This is a genomic window from Methylophilus aquaticus, from assembly GCF_030769565.1.
Classification (GTDB): domain Bacteria; phylum Pseudomonadota; class Gammaproteobacteria; order Burkholderiales; family Methylophilaceae; genus Methylophilus; species Methylophilus aquaticus.
Genome location: NZ_JAVCAP010000004.1, coordinates 83,361 through 105,074, shown reverse-complemented (window position 1 = coordinate 105,074; position 21,714 = coordinate 83,361). Strand labels below are relative to the sequence as shown.

Annotated in this window: 20 protein-coding genes and 2 tRNA genes; 5 read left to right on the top strand and 17 right to left on the bottom strand. The window is 50.1% G+C overall.

Annotation, left to right across the window (positions count from 1 at the left end):
* Positions 1-6 precede the first annotated feature (6 nt).
* A complete protein-coding gene (locus tag Q9291_RS03415) occupies positions 7-504 on the bottom strand; it encodes an RNA polymerase sigma factor (protein WP_306388591.1) in 498 nt (165 codons plus the stop codon).
* Between the two features lie 334 nt (positions 505-838).
* Between Q9291_RS03415 and Q9291_RS03410 the strand changes: the two genes are divergently transcribed.
* Positions 839-2,821 carry a tetratricopeptide repeat protein gene (locus Q9291_RS03410; protein WP_306388590.1) on the top strand — a complete coding sequence of 661 codons (1,983 nt, stop codon included), beginning with the start codon at positions 839-841 and terminating at the stop codon, positions 2,819-2,821.
* Between the two features lie 204 nt (positions 2,822-3,025).
* On the opposite strand, the gene Q9291_RS03405 is transcribed toward Q9291_RS03410, so the two are convergent.
* The 6 genes from Q9291_RS03405 to recA form a co-directional block, all read right to left on the bottom strand.
* Positions 3,026-3,102 (bottom strand) — tRNA-Arg (locus tag Q9291_RS03405).
* A gap of 129 nt (positions 3,103-3,231) precedes the next feature.
* A tRNA-Ser gene (locus Q9291_RS03400) sits at positions 3,232-3,325 on the bottom strand.
* A 127-nt stretch (positions 3,326-3,452) separates the two neighbouring features.
* Positions 3,453-4,682, bottom strand: coding sequence for an aspartate kinase (locus Q9291_RS03395; RefSeq protein ID WP_306388589.1), 1,230 nt, complete (start codon positions 4,680-4,682; stop codon positions 3,453-3,455).
* A 26-nt stretch (positions 4,683-4,708) separates the two neighbouring features.
* Entirely contained in the window at positions 4,709-7,360 is a 2,652-nt protein-coding gene (gene alaS, locus Q9291_RS03390) for an alanine--tRNA ligase (RefSeq protein ID WP_306388588.1), read from the bottom strand.
* A complete protein-coding gene (recX, locus tag Q9291_RS03385) occupies positions 7,341-7,805 on the bottom strand; it encodes a recombination regulator RecX (RefSeq protein ID WP_306388587.1) in 465 nt (154 codons plus the stop codon). The genes alaS and recX overlap by 20 nt, the downstream gene beginning before the upstream one ends.
* A gap of 22 nt (positions 7,806-7,827) precedes the next feature.
* Positions 7,828-8,856, bottom strand: a complete 1,029-nt coding sequence (recA, locus tag Q9291_RS03380; RefSeq protein WP_306388586.1) for a recombinase RecA — start codon at positions 8,854-8,856, stop codon at positions 7,828-7,830.
* 229 nt (positions 8,857-9,085) lie between these two features.
* On the opposite strand from recA, the gene Q9291_RS03375 reads away from it, so the two are divergent.
* The gene (locus Q9291_RS03375) at positions 9,086-9,484 is read left to right on the top strand and encodes a hypothetical protein (RefSeq protein ID WP_306388585.1); all 399 of its coding nucleotides are present in this window, start codon (positions 9,086-9,088) and stop codon (positions 9,482-9,484) included.
* Between the two features lie 22 nt (positions 9,485-9,506).
* Here the strand turns inward: Q9291_RS03375 and Q9291_RS03370 are convergent, their stop codons facing one another.
* The 5 genes from Q9291_RS03370 to mog are packed head-to-tail and all read right to left on the bottom strand — an operon-like array spanning position 9,507 to position 12,444.
* Complete coding sequence (locus Q9291_RS03370; RefSeq protein ID WP_306388584.1) at positions 9,507-10,043, bottom strand: CinA family protein; 537 nt, start codon at positions 10,041-10,043, stop codon at positions 9,507-9,509.
* On the bottom strand, positions 10,030-10,539 hold the full coding sequence (locus Q9291_RS03365) for a phosphatidylglycerophosphatase A family protein (protein ID WP_306388583.1): 510 nt from the start codon (positions 10,537-10,539) through the stop codon (positions 10,030-10,032). The genes Q9291_RS03370 and Q9291_RS03365 overlap by 14 nt, the downstream gene beginning before the upstream one ends.
* Positions 10,532-11,485 (bottom strand): thiamine-phosphate kinase, encoded by a 954-nt coding sequence (thiL, locus tag Q9291_RS03360; protein WP_306388582.1) that lies wholly within the window; start codon positions 11,483-11,485, stop codon positions 10,532-10,534. Before thiL ends, Q9291_RS03365 begins: the two co-directional genes overlap by 8 nt.
* Complete coding sequence (locus Q9291_RS03355) at positions 11,472-11,837, bottom strand: VanZ family protein (RefSeq protein ID WP_306388581.1); 366 nt, start codon at positions 11,835-11,837, stop codon at positions 11,472-11,474. Before Q9291_RS03355 ends, thiL begins: the two co-directional genes overlap by 14 nt.
* A 10-nt stretch (positions 11,838-11,847) precedes the next feature.
* The gene (gene mog / locus Q9291_RS03350) at positions 11,848-12,444 is read right to left on the bottom strand and encodes a molybdopterin adenylyltransferase (protein WP_306388580.1); all 597 of its coding nucleotides are present in this window, start codon (positions 12,442-12,444) and stop codon (positions 11,848-11,850) included.
* Between the two features lie 73 nt (positions 12,445-12,517).
* Between mog and Q9291_RS03345 the strand changes: the two genes are divergently transcribed.
* Complete coding sequence (locus Q9291_RS03345; protein WP_306388579.1) at positions 12,518-13,291, top strand: PDZ domain-containing protein; 774 nt, start codon at positions 12,518-12,520, stop codon at positions 13,289-13,291.
* 56 nt (positions 13,292-13,347) lie between these two features.
* Positions 13,348-15,318 (top strand): site-specific recombinase, encoded by a 1,971-nt coding sequence (locus Q9291_RS03340; protein WP_306388578.1) that lies wholly within the window; start codon positions 13,348-13,350, stop codon positions 15,316-15,318.
* A 78-nt stretch (positions 15,319-15,396) separates the two neighbouring features.
* Here the strand turns inward: Q9291_RS03340 and nhaD are convergent, their stop codons facing one another.
* From nhaD to yjgA, 4 genes are all read right to left on the bottom strand, one after another.
* Positions 15,397-16,791 carry a sodium:proton antiporter NhaD gene (gene nhaD, locus Q9291_RS03335; RefSeq protein ID WP_306388577.1) on the bottom strand — a complete coding sequence of 465 codons (1,395 nt, stop codon included), beginning with the start codon at positions 16,789-16,791 and terminating at the stop codon, positions 15,397-15,399.
* Between the two features lie 12 nt (positions 16,792-16,803).
* Positions 16,804-18,144 (bottom strand): TIGR00341 family protein, encoded by a 1,341-nt coding sequence (locus tag Q9291_RS03330; RefSeq protein WP_306388576.1) that lies wholly within the window; start codon positions 18,142-18,144, stop codon positions 16,804-16,806.
* Positions 18,131-18,382: a sulfurtransferase TusA family protein gene (locus Q9291_RS03325; protein ID WP_306388575.1), complete on the bottom strand. Its 252-nt coding sequence runs from the start codon at positions 18,380-18,382 to the stop codon at positions 18,131-18,133. Before Q9291_RS03325 ends, Q9291_RS03330 begins: the two co-directional genes overlap by 14 nt.
* Before the next feature lie 147 nt (positions 18,383-18,529).
* Positions 18,530-19,054 carry a ribosome biogenesis factor YjgA gene (gene yjgA / locus Q9291_RS03320; RefSeq protein WP_306388657.1) on the bottom strand — a complete coding sequence of 175 codons (525 nt, stop codon included), beginning with the start codon at positions 19,052-19,054 and terminating at the stop codon, positions 18,530-18,532.
* A 75-nt stretch (positions 19,055-19,129) separates the two neighbouring features.
* Here yjgA and pmbA point away from each other — a divergent pair, with 75 nt between their 5' ends.
* Entirely contained in the window at positions 19,130-20,452 is a 1,323-nt protein-coding gene (gene pmbA / locus Q9291_RS03315) for a metalloprotease PmbA (RefSeq protein ID WP_306388574.1), read from the top strand.
* 72 nt (positions 20,453-20,524) lie between these two features.
* Here pmbA and Q9291_RS03310 read toward each other — a convergent pair whose 3' ends face one another.
* Positions 20,525-21,712 carry an MlaA family lipoprotein gene (locus Q9291_RS03310; protein WP_306388573.1) on the bottom strand — a complete coding sequence of 396 codons (1,188 nt, stop codon included), beginning with the start codon at positions 21,710-21,712 and terminating at the stop codon, positions 20,525-20,527.
* Positions 21,713-21,714: the final 2 nt, after the last annotated feature.

The window sequence follows — 21,714 nt, the reverse complement described above, 5'->3', positions numbered from 1 at the left end:
GACTCTTTATTGGGTTTGTTGAAAAGCGCGAATATCGAGCATGGCGCGGATCAGGTGTTTTTCCACCATATTAGTGCTGATGCCGAGATGGTCAGCAATTTCACGCTGTTTCATATCATCGACATGAAACAGCCAGAAGACCTGGCGGCATTTGATAGGGAGTTGATCCACAATCCGTTGCAGGTGAAACAGCTTTTGCCGGGTTTCGTACAATTGCTCGGGCGAGCATTCAAGCGCCATGGCCGATTCGTCGATTTGCTCTTCATCGACAAAGCGATTCAGGTAGCGGAACTCGTCCACCAGCAGGTGGTTCACAATGCCGTTAAGATAGGCTTGCGGAGATTCTTCGCGCGCAGGATGGCTGGACACGGCAAAAAACACCAGGGCATCATGCAGAATATCTTTGGCACGATGTATACAGGCCGTTCGGCGACCAATGCGCCGGAGGACATCGGAATATGCCCAGTTTAAATCGATACCGCACCACGCCAGAGAATCATTCATACCGCACCACCAACATCTTGATAGACTTGGTAATGGTTGCAAAACATGTGCCATGATGGTGCGTAAGCTATAAGCGATTGATTCTCAATTATAAAAAATTAGACCAGTGAATTTTTCCCGAAATAATATTGGTTTATATCAACCGCTTTGGATAATTATGGTTTATTTAAACCAACCAAAAGCCTAAAAATGGCCTTTATCTTGTAGCGGTTTATTTCCAGAAGTCCATGCCAGGGTCATCTGCTCATGCTTGGTATTTAGCATCAAAGCCGCTATATTCCCCCATCAACAGACCCGTTTCTTCATGTTCAGTCCAAGGCTCAGAGGAGATCAAATGAAGGATTTACAGCAAGAAGTTCAATTTAAACAAGCGTTAAAGCTCCATCAAGTTGGCAGCTTGACAGAGGCAAGGGGCTTATACCTCGATTTATTGAACGCTTATTCCAATCACCCACGTCTTTTAAACAATTTGGCCATGATCGAATTCCAACTTGGCCAGTTCCTGATGGGATTGGAGTACATAGAAAAATCAATAGACATTGACCCAACCCAATTTTCTGCTTACGGCAATCGAGGCGCCGCCTTATTTGCGCTTAACCGGTTTGAGGAGGCATTCAGTGACTATAATCAAGCAATTAGCTTGAATAAAAACTATGCTGAAGCGTATTACAACCGTGCAATCATAAACGAGAAATTTGGCAATCTGGCTGATGCACTTAAAGACTATGATCAAGCAGTAGCATTAAAACCAAACTATGCCAACGCATACAATAATCGAGGCAACCTACTCAAAGAGCTGAGAAGATATGATCAAGCAATATTGAGTTACGCGCATGCACTCAAGTCCAACCCGCGGCATGCAGAAGCATATTTTAACCGTGGTGTAATATTAAAAGAGCTAAAAAAATATCCAGAAGCCATCTCTGACTTTGATCAGGCGATCAGCTTAAAAAGCAATTATGTGGATGCTTACAATAATTGTGGCAATGCGCTTATTGAACTCAGAAAGTTTGAAGATGCATTAAGTTATTTTCAGAAAGCAATACAACTTAATCCAGATTATGCGTATGCCTATAACGGACAAGGCAATGTATTGATGGAGCTTAAAAGGTTTGATGAGGCGCTGTTAAGTTACGAGAAAGCGATTGCACTAAACACAAACTCCTCAGATGCACTTAACGGTAAAAGCAACGCACTACAAGCATTGAATCGGTTTGATGACGCGATAACTGGCTATGAAGAGGCCATCGCATTAGATCCCGCCTCCGCTGACACGTATGCAAACCGTGGCTTGGCTTTGCAAAGCCTGGAAAAACTAGATGAGGCAATTCAAAGCTTTGATAAAGCCATTGCATTGAACCCAGAAATCGCTGACCCGTATTGGAATAAAGCGCTACTCAAAATACTAATGGGAGAGTATGAAGAAGGTTGGAGGTTGTATGAATACCGCCGCCACAGAAAGGGACAAAAAGAAGCTTACCCAGTGTATGAGCAACCTTTATGGCTGGGTCAGGTACCGCTACATAATAAAGTTCTATATATTTATCCAGAGCAAGGCTTAGGAGATTTTATTCAGTTTTGCCGCTATGTACCTTTAGTAGAAAAGCTTGGCGGGAAAGTCATTCTGAGTGTGCCAGCACCATTATACTCAATAGTCAAAGCCATGGGACTCAATGCCAAGATTGTCAAGAAAGATGAAAAGATTGATGCATTTGATTTGCACTGCCCGATAATGAGCTTACCTCTGGCATTTAAAACTTCATTAGAAAACGTTCCCAATGCAGTTCCATATTTTTATGCTGACCAAGCAAAAAAGCGTGATTGGGAGCAGAAATGTCCGGTAACATCCAAAACGCTTCAAGTGGGATTGGTATGGTCAGGTTCAGCAGCACATAAAAAAGATCATGACCGCAGCATTCCGTTAGAAAAATTACAGCCTTTATTTAGCCTGCCAATAGCATTCTATTCCTTGCAAAAAGAGGTTAAAGAACAGGACATGGCGGGACTACACGGACTAAAACAACTGCACCAATATCAAGATGAATTCGTAGACTTTTCTGATACCGCAGCACTGGTAGATTGTTTAGATTTAATAATAACGGTTGATACCTCGGTAGCGCATTTGGCGGGTGCCATGGCTAAAAAAGTCTGGATACTGATTTCATATTTACCAGATTATCGTTGGATGTTGAATAGAGATGATAGCCCATGGTACCCAACTGCGACATTGTTTAGACAGCAAAATGTAGGAGATTGGGATCGCGTTATCAACGAGGTTAAACATGCATTAGAGAAACTATTGATAACAAAAACTTAATGGTCAGCAATTTTCTTGAAGCATCAAAACAAACGCAAAAAATAATTGCTCAATTACGATACTCATGGGTGATCGGTACCGTTTCTATCATGATAAGTGCGAAACTTGGCTATTCAGATGATCAACTAAAACCTCAAGTGATACCCACCAAAGAAAAAACCGGTTAAGCTTTGAAGCCTAACCGGTTGATCTAATTGCTAAATTTGGCGCGCCCGGAGCGATTCGAACGCCCGACCCTTTGGTTCGTAGCCAAATACTCTATCCAACTGAGCTACGGGCGCTAGGGTAGTTACAACCGTGTTGCAACAAGACCAGCATTATAACACCATTTTAAGATTTGTGGCATGGAACCAAGGTTCTGATTCATCCATTTTCCAATATTATGCAATGCTTTTTGCATTAAACAATATTGGCGGTGAGCGAGGGATTCGAACCCTCGATACAGGTTTAAGCCCATATGCTTCCTTAGCAGGGAAGTGCCTTCGACCACTCGGCCAGCTCACCGTTTTACAACCTTATCGCAGTGCTAACTGCTGTTCAACACCGCACTGAGTACTGCATTGAAGGGCGCCATACTACGCGAAAACCCTTCAAAAATCAACGCAAAATTAAAGAATGTTTTATGTGCTTTTTAAGCGTTTTCAAGATCAAACGCTTTGTGCAGAACACGCACTGCCAGCTCCATATATTTCTCTTCAATCACGACTGCGATTTTAATCTCGCTGGTCGAGATCATCTGGATATTGATGCCTTCTTCGGCCAATGTGCGGAACATCTGGCTGGCAATGCCGACATGTGAACGCATGCCTACACCAACCACTGAGACCTTGGCAATTTTGTCGTCGCCATGAATCTCGCGCGCCTGAATATGTCCCTGCACTTTTTCACGCAGAATACTGAGCGCCTTGTTCATTTCATTTTTGTGTACGGTAAAGGTAAAGTCAGTGGTGCCGTCTGCCCCTACGTTCTGGATAATCATATCGACATCGATATTGGCATCGGCCACCGGGCCTAAAATCTGATAGGCAATGCCTGGTTTGTCAGGCACGCCTGCGACAGTGATTTTCGCCTCATCGCGATTAAATGCGATCCCGGAGATGATTGGATTTTCCATGCTTCCCTCATTTTCTTCGAATGTGATCAGTGTGCCATCGCCTTCTTCTTCAAAGCTGGAAAGCACACGTAATTTGACTTTGTATTTACCGGCAAACTCGACTGAGCGAATCTGCAACACCTTGGAGCCTTGCGAGGCCAGCTCCAGCATTTCTTCAAAGGTGATTTTATCCAGACGGCGCGCCTCGGGCACAACACGCGGATCAGTGGTATACACGCCATCGACATCCGTGTAAATCTGGCATTCATCAGCGCCCAGTGCCGCCGCCAGTGCGACGCCCGTGGTATCTGAACCACCGCGACCCAAGGTCGTGATATTGCCGTTGGCATCGACCCCTTGAAAACCGGCCACCACACAGACGTAACCGGCATCCAGATCTTTTTTCAGGTTGTGTTGGTCAATATCCAGAATCCGCGCCTTGGTGAAGGCATCATCGGTCAGAATTTTGACCTGGCTACCGGTATAACTTTTGGCCTTAATGCCTAACTCCAGCAGGGCCAGTGCCGTCATGCCGATGGTGACCTGCTCACCCGTAGAGACCATGACATCCAGTTCACGTGGATCGGGGTCCGGCATGATTTCTTTAGCCAGGCCAATCAGGCGATTGGTTTCACCAGACATCGCCGATACCACCACCACTACCTGATGGCCCAAGGCCTTGTAGCGCGCGACGCGATTAGCCACATTGCGGATACGTTCGGGGTTAGCCACCGAGGTACCACCATATTTTTGTACGATTAATGCCATTATTCCGCTCTTGAAAACAATATAGATTAATTAAGTTTTTGCCCAACCCACTCAGCCACACCCGTCAGTGCTTGTGGTAGCTTGCTGGCATCTGTGCCACCCGCCATCGCCATGTCTGGCTTACCACCACCCTTGCCCCCTACTTGACCCGCCACATGGTTGACCAGTTCACCCGCCTTCACTTTGGCGATCAAATCGGCAGTGACGCCAGCAGCAAGGCTGACTTTACCGTCAGCAACACTCGCCAACACAATGACGGCAGATTTGAGCTTGTCCTTGAGCTTATCCATGGTTTCGCGCAGGGTATTGGCATCCGCACCTTCCAGTGTGGCCGCCAGCACTTTGACGCCGTGGACATCCTGCGCCTGGTTAAGTAATTCATCGCCTTGCGCACTGGCCAGTTTAGATTTCAGCCTGGCCAGTTCTTTTTCAAGGCTACGGCTGGCGTCAACCAGTTGTGTCACGCGCTCGGCAGCTTCAGCCGGCGTGGCTTTTACGGCGGCGGCAATCGCCTGCAGGTTTTTCTCGGTTTCACCGATATACGCGAGCGCACCCGTACCAGTCGTCGCCTCGACGCGACGTACCCCGGCAGCCACACCGCTTTCAGCTGTAATCTTGAACAGACCAATGTCGCCGGTACGACTGACATGCGTGCCACCGCACAATTCACGTGAGGAGCCAATGTCCAGCACGCGCACTTCGTCGCCATACTTTTCACCAAACAGCATCATGGCGCCAGTCTTTTGCGCGGATTCAATATCCATGACACGCGCCTGCGTGGCCTGATTGGCCAGCACTTCAGCATTCACCAAAGCCTCAACCTGCGCAATTTCGGCATCGGTCATTGGGGCATTATGTACAAAGTCAAAGCGGGTTTTTTCGGTATCGACCAGACTGCCTTTTTGCTGCACATGCGCACCCAGCACCTCACGCAAGGCTTTGTGCATCAAATGGGTAGCCGAATGATTGCGCATGGTGCTCGCGCGTGCCAGCAGATCGACCCTGGCCGTTAATGCATCGCCGACCGACAAGCTGCCCGTTTTAAGTACGCCATGGTGACCAAATACCGCCGCCTGAATTTTTTGCGTATCTTCTACAGCAAAAATACCGTTGGCAGACTTGAGTTCGCCGCTATCACCAATCTGGCCGCCGGATTCGGCGTAGAAAGGCGTGTCATCCAGCACCACCACACCCAAGTCGCCTTCACTCAGGGTATTGACCGGGCTACCATCTCTGTACAAAGCCAACACCTTGGCGGCTGTTTCAAGCTTTTCGTAACCGTGGAATGTGGTCGCAGCACCTTCATATTCCAGATTGAGCGCCATTTTAAATTTACCAGCCGCACGCGCCTGCTCTTTCTGGCGCGCCATGGCGGCATCAAAACCAGCAGTATCCACCGCCACACCACGTTCACGGCAGATGTCGGCGGTCAAATCCAGCGGGAAACCAAAGGTATCGTGCAGCTTGAAGGCCAGATCGCCGTTGAATACGACTGGCTTGGTTGCCAGTTCAGCTTCCAGAATCTGCATACCGTTTTCAATGGTTTCAAAGAAACGGTCTTCTTCCTGCTTGAGCGTGTCGGCAACGCGTGTTTGATTGCTGGCAAGCTCAGAATAGGCCTCGCCCATCTCAGCGACCAGATCAGGTACCAGCTTGTGGAAGAAGGCAGCGCGACAGCCCAGTTTGTAGCCATGACGAATGGCGCGGCGGATAATGCGGCGCAGCACATAGCCACGGCCTTCATTACCGGGGATCACACCATCGGCAATCAGGAAAGAGCAGGCACGAATATGGTCAGCCAGCACCTTGAGGGATGGACTGTCCAGATCGGCGGTATGGGTTTCACGCGCGGCCGCTTTAATCAATGCCTGGAACAAATCGATTTCGTAATTGGCATGCACGCCCTGCAGCACCGCAGAAATACGCTCCAGGCCCATACCGGTATCGACCGAAGGTTTTGGCAGCGGATGCATGACACCGGCTTCATCGCGGTTGAACTGCATGAACACGTTGTTCCAGATTTCGATAAACCGGTCGCCGTCTTCGTCTGGAGAGCCTGGAGGGCCACCGGGAATATGGTCGCCATGGTCATAAAAAATTTCGGTACAGGGACCACAAGGACCCGTGTCGCCCATCATCCAGAAGTTATCAGAAGCGTAGCGCGCACCTTTATTGTCACCAATACGTACAATCTTATCAGCCGGTACGCCGACCTCTTTATTCCAGATATCGTAGGCTTCATCATCTTCGGCATACACGGTGACCATCAGCCGCTCTTTGGGCAGTGCATACACCTCTGTCAGCAACTCCCAGGCGAACTGAATGGCATCACGCTTGAAATAATCGCCAAAGCTGAAGTTACCCAACATTTCGAAAAAAGTATGGTGACGTGCGGTATAACCGACGTTTTCCAGATCGTTGTGTTTACCTCCGGCCCGGACACATTTCTGGCTGCTCGTAGCACGGGTGTAAGCGCGTTTATCAAACCCGAGAAAGACGTCTTTAAACTGGTTCATGCCCGCGTTGGTAAATAGCAAGGTGGGGTCACCGTGCGGCACCAGCGAACTGGAAGCAACAATCTGGTGGCCTTTGGAGGCAAAAAAGTCTAAAAACGCCTGACGAATCTGTTTGCTGCTGGGTTTGCTGCCGTAACTAACTTTAGTCTTCTGGGCTGTCATCTTCTGCGTGTCTATTCAAAATTTTTTTAATTACATCAAACGTAAATCCGCGACTTTGCAAAAAGCGGGCCTGTTTGGCCCATTCTTCGCGGGTGGCCGCGGCCACTTTAAACTTTTTGCGCCAGACTTCTCTGGCGCGTTCAAACTCATTGCCCTGCAACTGCTCGACGGCCTCCGCAATCAGGCCATCATCGATGCCTTTTTCACGCAGTTCTTGTGCCACGCGCGCACTGCCAAATTTGGCTTGTCGCGCATGCACCATTTGCTCAGTATAGCGCGCATCACTTAACCAGCCACGCTGCTTGAAATCGGCCAGCAAGGCGGGAATATCATCCGTTTCACTGGCATACCCCTTGAGCTTTTGTCCGAGTTCGGCAAACGAATATTCACGCTTGCTTAAATACTCCAGCGCACGCTGGCGCAGAGATTTTTCAGGCTGCGCCATAATGCTTCAGACGAGGCCGGAATTAATCATCCTCACCACGGGGCGCCGCCATGACATCAGCCAGCACTTTGGCGTTATCACGGATGCGGGTTTCGATTTCACCTGCAATTTCCGGATGCTCACGCAGAAACTCCTTGGCGTTTTCTTTGCCCTGGCCGATCTTTTCACCATTGTAGCTGTACCATGCACCGGCTTTTTCAACCATTTTCAGGTTGGACCCCAACTCGATGATTTCGCCCAGCCGTGAAATACCTTCGCCGTACATAATGTCAAATTCGGCTTGCTTGAAAGGCGGCGCGACTTTGTTTTTAATCACTTTTACACGGGTTTCAGAGCCAGTGACTTCATCCCCTTTTTTAATCGCACCCGTGCGGCGGATATCGAGACGGACAGAGGCATAAAACTTCAATGCGTTACCGCCGGTGGTGGTTTCCGGGTTGCCAAACATGACGCCGATTTTCATCCGGATCTGGTTAATAAAAATCACCAGGGTATTGGTACGTTTAATATTACCGGTCAATTTACGCAGGGCTTGTGACATCAGGCGGGCTTGCAGGCCCATGTGACTATCACCCATTTCACCTTCAATCTCGGCACGCGGTGTCAACGCTGCTACTGAGTCCACCACCACGATATCGACAGAGCCTGAACGCACCAGCATATCGGCAATCTCAAGCGCTTGCTCGCCTGTGTCTGGCTGCGAAATCAGCAACTCGGGCACATTTACCCCAAGTTTAGCGGCATATTGTGGATCCAGTGCATGCTCGGCATCAATAAACGCGGCCGTCCCACCCAGCTTTTGCATTTCGGCAATCACTGACAGCGTCAATGTGGTTTTACCTGATGATTCCGGGCCGTAAATTTCGACGATACGGCCACGTGGCAAGCCACCTACCCCCAAGGCGATATCCAGCCCGAGCGAGCCAGTGGAAACCACCTGCAAGTCCTCACCAATGTCGGCGTCGCCCATGCGCATAATGGACCCTTTGCCGAATTGTTTTTCAATTTGTGAAAGAGCGGCGGCGAGTGCTTTGCTTTTGTTGTCATCCATGCTGGGTGCCTTTTTTAAATACCGTTGGGTGGGTAAAATGCGTTTAATCTGTAAACGCTATATAATCAAATAAATAACTGCTAATTATTTCATAAATCGACCATCAAGTGAAATGGCAAAGCCATGTTTTGTAGCATGCTACTTTCAACCCGTTGAGTGTCAACCAGTTGACTGCAACAACGTTAATGGTTAAGGGAGTATGATTTTGTTCCGCGAGAGGAGAGATTCAGTGAAATCAATTAAATGGATATCAACCGCAGCACTTGGTGTTTTGGCTGCCGCCAGTGCTTTTATGGCGTCCAATGCACAAGCGCATGACAATAACTGGTCAGTCGGAGTGGTGGTCGGAAATCCTTACCCACCTCCAGTCACGTATTACGCTGCACCGCCAGTATACTACGGACCGCCACCAGTCACGATTTATCGTCACCCGCACAGTACCCGCTATTATGGCCCTGCAGCTTACGGTCAGCCGATATATGCGGCACCAGTGATGGCTTATCCGCCTGCAATGCCGGGTGTGATTCAGTTTTCATATGGCAGCGGCGGCTACCGCAACTACGCGCCTGCCCCGCGCGGATATGGCAATGGCTGGGGGCATGGTCATGGCGGTCACCATCACCGCTAATCTGAAATTCGCTTAGCCGTAGTCAAGGCGACTGTTTTGACAGCCGCAGCAAACCGGCCAGCAGCGTGCTGGCCGCCTGCTGACGCACCAGCGCCCTATCCCCTGCAAAATGGCAGGTTTCCACGATCACTTTAACTGGTTTACCGGTTGACTCATGCATTGCCCAGGCGAAACACACCATGCCCACCGGCTTGAGCGGTGAGCCGCCGCCGGGCCCAGCCACACCTGTAATTGCCCCACTGAGTTGCGCCACACTGCGTGACAATGCACCGCGCGCCATGGCCTCAGCCACCGCCTCACTCACTGCGCCATGGGTATCAACCAGCGAGGCAGGCACCGCCAGCATGTCAACTTTTGCGGCATTACTATAAGTCACAAACCCGCGATCAAACCAGGCTGAACTGCCTGCAATGGCCGTAACCGCCTGCGCCACCATGCCACCAGTACACGATTCCGCCAACGCCAGTTGCCAGCCACGGGCCTGTAACGCCGGCCCCAACTGCAGGGACAACGTCTCCATTGGCAACGCTTCAGGACGCAGGCTTTCAGGGGAGGCCATCAAAATAACCTTTCGCCACTTGCAGGACGGCAATGGCCATGGCTGCCGCCAGCACATCATCCAGCATCACGCCCAGCCCCCCTTTCACACGCGCATCCACCCACGCAATCGGAAACGGTTTCCAGATATCAAACAGTCGAAACAAGCCAAAAGCTGCCAGCCCCCAAGCCAGACCGACCGGCACACTGACCAGCACCCAGGCCATTGCAACCACTTCGTCCCAGACAATCGCGCCATGGTCACTCACGCCCAGTGCTTTGCCAGTGACATGGCAACACCAAATACCCAGCAAGAACAACACCAGTAAACTGGCGTGCTGCTGCCACACGGGCAAGCCCATGAGTAACCAGAACAATGGAAAGCCAAGCAAGCTACCCACCGTACCAGGGGCTGTTGGCGCAAGACCGGTACCCATCCCCAGGCTCAAGAAATGCAGCGGATGTGACCACAATAAACACCAGTCAGGTGCGCGCAGCGTTGCGTTTTTGTTAGCCAAAATGATTGTAGCCTTTCTGCTGCAAGGGCATCTGTTTATCACCATCAAACACACTCAGTTCTGCTGCTGCCGTGACCACGCCAATGCGCGTTAATGGTAACGCCAGTGTCTGTGAAAGCGTGCTCAAGCGTGCTCGTTGATGCAATGGTGCAGTAAAACATAGTTCGTAGTCGTCCCCCCCCGCCAGCACCACTGAAGAAATCAAGGCTGGGGCAAGGGCGTCACCTGTGAGAACCGGTTTGGGAAGCGCCTGCCAATCCAATTGCGCACCCAGTTTAGATGCACGCAGAATATGTCCCAAATCTGCCAGCAATCCATCCGAAATATCCAGCGCAGCGTGCGCCAGATCACGCAGCGCCAGACCAAGCGCCACTCGCGGTTGCGGGTGATGCATCGCGATTGCGAAGCGACGCGCATCCTCTGCAGACAGTTGCATTGTTCCTAAACGCGACTGCAACCAGAGCGCGGCCTGGCCAAGCGTGCCGCTAACCCAAATATCATCCCCCGCTTGCGCAGCATCGCGCCGCAATGCCTTACCGGTCGGCACTTCCCCCATAATAGTAATCGCAATATTCAGCGGGCCGCGCGTCGTATCTCCGCCAATCAGGCTGACACCATACGCATCAGCGCAGGCAAACAAGCCGCGACTGAAGCCATGCAACCAGTCATGGTCGATTTCAGGCAGTGCAATCGACAGCGTTGCCCAGCGGGGGTCTGCGCCCATGGCCGCCATATCACTGATATTGACGGCCATGCTTTTCCAGCCAATCGCTTCAGGGTCAGCATCCGCAAAAAAGTGAGTACCGCACACCGACATGTCGGCAGACACGGCCAGCTGATAGCCGGCACGCACGCTGAGCAAGGCAGCGTCATCGCCTACACCGACGGCTACTGAAGGCGGTGCAGGACGCGTGAAATAGCGCGCAATCACATCAAATTCGGCCACTGCGTGTCTTCCACCATCGTTTCAGGATTGCCGCCAGCCACCAGGCGAGCAAGATGCCAACAATATCAGCCAACCAGTCAAACACACTGGGCTGGCGTGTGACGGTCAGCAGCCCTTGCAGCACCTCCATCAAGCCACCAAACAGGATCAACCCGACGAGCACCCATCGCTGGTAGTTGGCAAAAGCCCACACACCCCAAAACGCCACTCCGCCAAATGCCACAATATGCTGAAGTTTATCTTTATAGAGTGACGCATGCGGCGCAGGTGCCATTTCAATCAGCAGCAGATAGGTGAGCAGCACAAAACAGGCCAGAAAGATGCATTTGAATAATGTGTTATAAGCGGTCATCACTGGTCCATTAACGCGCAGCTGACTTGGGTCTGAATGCTTTGACCACACTGTCGACTGTTTCAAGATAAGGCATGGTTTGCTCGGGCGTTGCCAGCAAATCCAGGCAATAAGGCACCGCCGCAAAAATACCTGGGACGAGCACCTTGCCGGCCTCATCTTTTAGCCCTTCCAGCGTTTCCTGTATCGCTTTCGGTTGTCCTGGCAAATTAATGATCAAGCATTGCTTGCGCACCACAGCTACCTGACGCGACAAAATTGCAGTAGGCACAAAGCGCAGACTGATTTGACGCATTTGCTCACCGAAGCCCGGCATTTCACGGTCGGCAATCGCCAGTGTCGCCTCTGGGGTTACATCGCGCAAGGCAGGTCCAGTGCCCCCCGTGGTCAAAATCAAATGGCAGTCTGCTTCATCCACAAGTTGCCGCAAGGTGTCAGCAATCTTGGCCTGGTCATCGGCAATCAACCGACGCTCGACTTCGAAAGGTGATGCAATGGCTTTTTGTAACCATTCCTGCAATGAAGGCAGGCCTTTATCGGGATAAATACCTTGAGAAGCGCGGTCACTGATGGACACTAATCCTATGCGAGTGAATTGTTTTTGCATAACTCTGTCTGTGTTAATGTAGCAATACATCATAACACTACAAACAAAAATTATTTATCACGGAGAGCACTTCATGACACGCACCTGGGCACCCCTAGTTTCACGCATACCCGCAGTTTCAAGCGTATGTTTAATGATTGCTACATGCCTGACCAGCGCAATTTTGCATGCAGAAGACAATCCTTACACTACAAATTACCAGTCGCAAAATCAAGGCAATCTGCGTTCCATGCAATCCGAGCCCATCCCGCAATTATTCAGTGGCAAAAACCGTGATGACGACAATATCAGCATGCTTGAAAATGGCTTTGATCTGATGGGCTTTAGCAACTTTGAATCTGAAGAAGTTTCGCCGGACCTGGCACTGGCCCATGGCAAAGTTATACAGTCAGACGCAATTCTGGTGTACGTCAAGAAAGCACCTAACGCCTCCCCTTCGGCCAGAATGGAAGTTATCAAAGAAGCGGCCAAAAAAGGCAAAGCATTGACCGAAAAAGATGTTGCAGCACCCGGAAAATTTCGTTACTACGCCAGTTACTGGGCCAAACTGCCCGCCCCTGTACTCGGGGTGCATGTGATTAAATTGGTCCCTCGCAATGCGCTCGATGAGGATGAAAAAACAGAAGCGAAAACAGATGCAGAGGGCGTTAGACTGATTGCAGTGATTCATGACTCGGCCGCTGAAAAAGCAGGGCTGCAACGGGGCGATCAACTGCTCACGATCAATCGCGAAAAAGTGGAGGATGCCGCAGGACTTTCCAGCCTGGTCAGACGCTATCGTGGCAATGCAGTCAGCCTGCAAATCAAGCGCCGCGGCGAGCCCATGCAACTGGATGTACAACTTTAAATTGCGTCATCTCTATTTTCCGTCAACAATAAGAGCACTTCCCAACGGAGAGTAGCGTGTTTCAAACCGTATTTGAACAACAGGCCGCGCAAGAAGCGGCCGGAAAAATAGATGACGTTGCCTTTCTGAAAGCGTTATTTGATCATATCAGACCGCAGAAAAGCGACAATATTGAAGAAGCCGGCAAGGCGATTCAGGCACTGTGTTTCTTACTGCAGCAATACCCGGCATTTGCGGTCGCCTTGCGCAACAGCATATTGCGGCTGCTGGATGAGAAGAGTGTCATTTCGCTGTATTCGGACCATGGCATTCAATCGGACCTCGGCTTTTTCACCGAAATTTACCGGCGTATTTCGCGAAAACTGCTGCCTGACGTACCCGATCCCAAGTATCTCAAAGATGTGTTTGGCCAGATTTTCTACCGGGTAGATGACGCTGAGTGGGTGAGCGGCGTGCCAGACATTGTCTGGCGAGATTTCATGTATACGCTGGCATTACACGAGGGTGCACAGACATTACAGTTGGCGTGCGTTCAGGAACTCAAAGATGCGTTGCAAGTATTGTCTTATCGATTATCCGCCTCCGGCTTCGACCCGGAGCTGATATTACAGCATGAAGATCTGGAAAATAATGACTCCCCTTTCATTACCCAGAATATCGAAATCCAGAAGTTTTTATCGCTGGCAACACCCAATGCGCAAGACATCCAGCATTTATATGATGTGCTCAAACGCTGCGAGCAACTGACGCAGCAGATCCGCAAGGCGAACGCAAAAACCGGTACCAGCATTTCGCTGACCGCGCTGATGCAAAGAATGCTCCAGCAGATTGAGCGCATGCAGTTGCTGATTGATATTTTGCATGGCCTTCTGCTTAAACATGATGTCACGGATGCCATCACGCGGTTGCTCAAACGCCTGGTCTATGCCGAATGCAAGAAAAATAATTTAGCTGAGTATCTGCGCCATAATACCGAGTTGCTCGCCTTGCGTGTCACAGAGAATGCCAGCCACACCGGCGAACATTACATCGCACAGCACCGCAAAGAGTATTACAAACTCATGGGCTCGGCGATGGGCGCAGGCATCATTATCGCCTTCATGGCCATGTTCAAAGTCATGATTGCCAGCCAGCATCTGGCACCACTGACAGAAGCTATTTTGTTCAGTCTTAACTATGGATTGGGCTTTGTGATTATTCACATGCTGCACTTTACGGTGGCCACCAAACAACCTGCGATGACGGCTGCGACCATTGCTGCCAGTATGGATGACCACGGACATGACAGTAAAAACATCGGCAATCTGGTGAATATTGTGGCGCAAACCACCAGCAGCCAAACCATCGCCATTCTGGGCAATGTGCTGGTCGTGATTCCGGTGACCATGCTGATCGACTGGCTGATTGTGCAATACACTGGCCAGCATTTTATAGGGGTGGAAAAAGCGCACAGCTTGCTCGATAGCAACAATCCGCTGATCAGCCTGAGCCTGTTTTATGCTGCAGTCGCTGGCATCTGTTTATTCTTGTCCGGGCTGATTGCCGGTTATCACGACAATCTGGCCGCTTACAACCGCATTCCGGAGCGGATTGCACATTTATCATGGTTGCAACGACTGCTGGGCAAAGAGCGGCTGACGCGGGTTGCCGAATATATTCGTAATAACCTGGGAGCGCTGGCAGGAAACTTCTATTTTGGCTGCCTGCTGGGCTTTGCTTCAGGTCTGGGGGTTATGCTGGGCTTGCCACTGGACATACGTCATGTCACGTTTGTAGCTGCATTTTCCGGATACGCATTCTCTGCACTGGACTTTCAAGCCAGCTATGCCTTGATTGGCTATGCAGCATTGGGCATTTTCCTGGTAGCTACCATCAATTTGCTGACCAGCTTTGGGTTGGCCATTTATGTCGCCATGAAATCGCGTCAGGTGCGTTACCGCCACTGGAAGGCATTTGCCAAAGAGTTACTTGGCGCGGTGTATCACCAGCCGGGCAGATTTTTGCTCCCCCCAAAAAAATCACCCTGATCTGATGACACCCGAAGATGCGCTGGCAGGCAGTTTGCCCACCAGCGCCTGTCGCTGTTTTAAAACTGGCCTGCTTTTTTAAAATAGCCCATGGTTTAACCACATATGAGCCAGAATACTGGCAACGTACCCCAAGGCAATCGCAGGCATCCAGCGCAAATGTCCAAAAAACGTATAGCTGCCATGGGCCTGCCCCATCAGGGCCACACCGGCTGCGGAGCCAATCGATAGTAATGAGCCGCCGACGCCAGCTGTCAGGGTGACCAGCAGCCACTGCCCGACACTCATGTCAGGCATCATGCTCAATACAGCGAACATGACAGGAATATTATCCACCACAGAGGAAATTAGCCCGACAGCAATATTGGCAGTGGTTGCCCCCAAATCACCGTAAATGGTATGTGATAACAGGGAAAGATACCCAATAAAGCCCAGCCCTCCCACACACAGAATTACCCCATAAAAGAAAAACAGAGTGTCCCACTCGGCTTGCGCCACACGATTGTAAATATCATAGGGAACGGGATTACTCAGGTCACCCGATTTTTCACCTGTCATTTGCAGGTAATAAGAGAACAACTGTAACAAGCCCAGCCCTGACAGCATTCCGAGCACTGGCGGCAAATCGAGCAGGCTATGCGCCATGACAGCCAGTGCGATGGTCAATAGAAACAATCCAAGAATCACCAGCGCACCCCGTCGCATGGGCAACTGCACACTACTACCCTTGGGCTTATCTCGTGGCAAGGCAACATGCATGCATAGCGCGGGCACCAGCCAGTTTACAAGCGCTGGCAAAAACAGACTGAAGAAACTGGAGAACCCAACCACACCATTTGACGCATGTATATTTTTTTGCCAAACCATGAGGGTGGTGATATCGCCAAATGGGCTAAAAGCGCCACCGGCATTAGCAGCAACAACCAGATTGATACAACACAACAGCACAAATTGCTTGTGGCTACCACCCACAGCCAACACTACCGCGCCCATCAACAAGGCGGTGGTCAGGTTATCTGCAATCGGCGAGATCAGAAAAGCGAGCAAGCCGGTCACCCAGAACAAGCCACGATAACTCAGTCCCATACGAATCAGCCAGGTTCTTAATGCCTCAAACACTTGTCGCTCATTCAAAGCATTAATGTAGGTCATGGCTACAATCAGAAACAGCATCAACTCCGCGTATTCGAGCAAATTGTGTCTAAATGCTTCCGCCACGACGTGAGGCATCTGCTGTGACTGATAATAACAGGCGATTAAAGCCCATATTAGCCCGGCGGCCAGAATGACAGGTTTGGATTTTCTGAGATGAATAAATTCCTCGGCCATGACCAGCACATAGGCCACCAGAAAAATCACCAATGCTGCCACACCGGTCTGCGTACTGGCCAAGTCCAGTGCATGCACTGCCTCGGCATGCACTGAGCCTGAAAATACACTTAATACACACAGCCACATGAAACGGGTAAACATAGTCAAACTCACTTAATTGGTTGTCACAATCACTCTGACTTTCCCGGTCTTGGTTCTGACCTTCAGCCAATTTACAATTTGTTGCTGATGCCCTTGGTCCAGCGGCTGACTGCGCATAATAATCGCCACCAGCACCGGCGACTCTGCGGCAGAAGCACCCACCACTTCACCCAGCGAAACTTCTCCGAGATCAGGATACTGCACATGCAACTCCTCAATAGCATCCCGCCATATCTGATATCTGGCGGCCATCGCCAAAGATATTTTCTTCTGCTCCAGGGCCGCATCCGGGACCTGGGCTTTGGTGATCCGGTGATAGAGGTCGCTCAATATGGAGTCTCGGACCGCCGCCTCATTCATCACCTTGGATTTATTCTGATGTATAAGCAGGCGGCTATCGACATCCAATGCTTTCAACCTTTCCTGAATCTGTGCGATCGTAGCATCGTCCATTTCTTCACCGATCAAGGTCAAATCCACCACATGCTGACGATTGTCAATTTTGCTCGAGACGATGATATTGTTTTTAAGCAAAGGCTCTTGTGCCAAAAACTGGGTGACTCGGTTTTGATACACCTCCTCTTGCACCAGTTTGGTCGCCAGATAAATGCTGGGCGCAATGGTGAGCACAAGCACAGTGGAAAGAATATTTTTAATTCGTCTATGCTGCCGGGGATCGCTGTATTTTTTATGTGCCGGGTTCAGCACGCGAATAATCAGCATGGTCGACACTGCAATGTAGACGGTATTCACCGCAAACAGATAAAAAGCACCGAGAAAAAATCGCCAGTCCAGATTGGCCAGGCCATAGCCTGCAGTACATAAGGGTGGCATCAATGCCGTGGCAATCGCTACCCCGGGAATGACGTTTGACTTTTCTACGCGCGTCACACCGATGATGCCAGCCAACCCGCCAAAAAAGGCAATCAAGACATCCCAAATCGTCGGCGTTGTCCTGGCCAGCAATTCAGAGTGCGCATCTGATAACGGTGTCACCAGAAAGTATAAGGTTGACACCAGCAAGCTGATTCCTGCAGCAATCAGCAAATTGCGAAACGACTTGCGCAACAACTCGGTATCATCAATCCCCACCGCATAGCCAATGCCCATGATAGGCCCCATCAACGGTGAAATCAGCATGGCACCAATGATAACAGCAGCAGAATTGACATTCAGACCAATCGACGCCACTACGATGGCAAACATCAATACCCAAAGATTGGTACCTCTGAGTTCAACCCCGGCACGAATGGTGGTATCAATATGTTCGTCGGAGGCTTTATCCTCAGTCAGACTAAAGCGATGTGTAAACTCTTTTAACCAGTGCACAAGACCCGTGTCACTGCTGCTCATGCATCGCATCCTTCTCAATCACAAAGTGAAACACGCCATTTTCTTTGTTGAGTGACAACAAGGTGACAGGGTGATTGTCGATCAGATTACGAATATTCTGTTCACTGCCCACAGATGTGGTTTTCACCAACACAGTTTGCCCTGGTGCCATCGCATCAATGGTTTCTTTGGTTTTCAACATCGGCACCGGGCTGTCCAATCCGGTTAAGTCCAGTTCCATATCAATTTTTTTGTGCATGCTACCCTCCTAATAGTATGCGCCTTGATGACGTCTCTAAAGTGATGTCACTTAATCGCATTTATTTTAAATTTTTTTGGTTGTGAAACCCATGTGCGTTTTCACACAGTATGTTTTTGTACAACGCATACCCTAAAACTTTATGACTTATTGTTGTAAGCGGCTTACAGCCTCGGGCTTCTCCATAATCTCACGGATCATTTTAAATAGCTCACGACTGCTTTTTGGGGGCTTATTTGCCAAATGCTCTTTTTGCGCATTGCGAATCAATGTTCGCAGGCGCTGCACTTCCACTTGTGGATACATTTGAACAAACTCTTCCAAGGCTTTCGCATCTTCCAGCATTCTGGTACGCCAACGCTCCATATGGTGAAAACGGGCATTTTCCTCCTGATGTTTGCCCTCCCATTTTTGCAACTGCTCAACAATTGGCGCTAAATCTGTGTCACGCATCAAGCGACCAATATATTGTAATTGTCGGCGAATAGCGCCATTCGCAGTTAAGCGTTTTGCCTCAGCAATCGCATCACGCAATGACTCTTCCAGTGGTAATTTGTTAAGTTTATCTTTAGGCAACTCGACCAGTTTGCGGCCAACCTCCTGTGCAGCATCCGCCTCGGCTTTCAGCTTGGTTTTACTGGGTTGGGAATCTTCAAAGTCTTCAGTTGTCATGTTAAAAGCAATCTCTGCCAAATCACGGTATGATACCAGCTTTACCTGCCAACCAAAAAACAAGCCCCGTACAGCATGCAACCAGAACAACTTAAACAGATCGCGCAAGATATCATCCAATTGACAAAAGCTGCTGGTGCCAGCAGCGCCGAAGCAGAGGTCAGCTTTGGCACTGGACAAAATGTTTCAGTCCGCCAGGGAGAAACAGAAAATATCGAATACAACCGTGATAAAGGCTGCTCGGTCACCGTTTATTTTGGTCAACGCAAAGGCTATGCCAGCACATCTGACTTAGGATTACAGGCACTTAAAGATACTGTTGAGGCCGCATGCAATATCGCAAAATACACTGCCGATGACCCCTATTGCGGCTTAGCTGAAGCAGCACTGATGGCGACTGAGTTTCCAGACTTGTCACTGCATCATCCCTGGCAGATTGATGTGGATGAAGCATTAGCACTGGCCAAGCGTTGCGAGGCGGCTGCCCTGGCGGTAGACAGCACCATTACCAATAGTGAGGGCGCCAATGTTTACAGCCACAGTGGTGCATTTGCCTATGCTAACAGTCATGGGTTTATTGGCGGCTATCCGAGTTCGCGTCACAGCCTCAGTTGCTCGGTCATTGCCGAAAACTATGGCACCATGCAGCGTGATTACTGGTACTCCAGTGCGCGCGATGCCAACGACTTAAGTTCACCCGAGCAAGTCGGCCAGATAGCAGGTGAACGCACTGTCAAACGTCTGGGCTCACGCCCAATTAAAACAGGGCAATACCCTGTACTTTTCGAAGCACCATTGGCGAGCGGCTTGATCAACACTTTGATCAGTGCCATCTCTGGCGGCAACCTTTATCGAAAGTCCTCATTCTTGCTCGACAGCTTGGGGCAATCAATCGCAAGCCCTAAGCTGCACATTGAGGAAGATCCTTTTATTCTGAAAGGTGCAGCCAGTAGCGCCTTCGATAGCGAAGGGGTGGCATGCAAAGCGCGCACGCTGATAGATAACGGCGTGCTGCAAGGCTACCTACTTGGCAGCTACTCCGCGCGCAAACTCGGCATGCAATCAACTGGCAATGCTGGCGGTGCACATAACCTGCTTGTGCGTAGTACAGGGCAAGACTTCAAGCAGTTACTGCACACGATGCGGACCGGCCTGCTGGTCACTGAGTTATTGGGGCATGGCATTAATATGGTGAGTGGCGATTACTCACGCGGTGCGGCTGGTTACTGGGTTGAAAATGGCGTCATCATGCATCCAGTGGAGGAAGTCACGATAGCAAGCAATATGAAAGAAATGTTGCAGCATATCATCGCCATTGGCACGGACAGCATCCCGAACAGCTCAAAGCTCACCGGCTCTATTTTGATAGAACGCATGACGGTAGCCTCTTCAGATTAAATTTGCCTGAACAGTAAAAAACAAAAAGGCTTTGCAATGCAAAGCCTTTTTTACAATCATCAATACCGTCTGTTACTCTGTTGCTTCGAGCACCAGCAAAGTTTCATCAATAGCAGCCACCATGGCGGCCTCTGTCTCATCCATCGTGTTATTGCCAAGCTTGACGGACAATTCAGCAGATTGGACATTCAACACATCACCACTGGCGGAAGGTGTCGGCACATCATCTTGATGCACAGGCTCTTCTGCTGGTAGTTGCAATTCACCAGCCACATCAGCAGGCATCACGGACGTCGTCGCTTCAACCGCAGAGGATGTTGACTGATCATCTGGCACCACAGCGAGGGCATCCGTTGAAGCTGGGGCAGCCTCCTCTATAGCGGTCATGCCGATAGATAAAGCATCCTCACTCTGAGAGAGGGATGGTTGCTGTTCAGACACGACCTCATCAGCGATTGGACTGTCAGACTGCAGCAGCACGACAGCAGGCATATCCGCAGTGTCCTCCTGTGACTGGGCAGGCTGATCTGCTGGCTCATCATCGGCAGGTTCAAAATCATCTTGCAGTAACTCTTTAGGTACCAGTCCATCCTGCACCAGGCTTGCACGGCGTTGCAGATAGGCGTCACGCATAAAGGCGTATGGATCAATAGAGGCATTGTCAACCAGATCGGTTGCATCCAGCAACTGCGTCCTTCTGTCCAGCAACTGCACCGCACGCACCTGATTGTAGGTTCGCACCTCACCAATATTATGCAGATAGGTAATGGGGTCAGAGGTGGATACATCAACGACCAGACCACCTGCATCTCTCACTGTGCTAGGCCCCAAAATTGGCAACACAAGATAAGCGCCTGGACCCACGCCCCAGTGGCCGAGCGTTTGACCAAAATCTTCGTTGTGCTTCTCGATTTTATCCATGCTGGCAACATCAATAAATCCTGCCAGGCCGAAAGTTGAATTGATGACGAAACGTCCAGCGTCAGTGAATGCCTGTGCGAACTTGAGTTGCAACAAATCATTCACCACTGTGGTTAACGTGCCCAGGTTGCTGAAAAAATTGCTGATACCCGTGCGTACCGGTGAAGGTGCCACCGTTTTATAGGCTTTGGCAACCGGTTGCATGGCATAACGGTCAGCCACGTCATTGAATTTGTAAATCCCCCTGTTGATGCCTTCCAACGGGTCTTTATTGGCTGTTGCACAACCAGTGAGACCACACATCACAAGCATTACAGTAATGGCCTTAATTTTTTTCATAT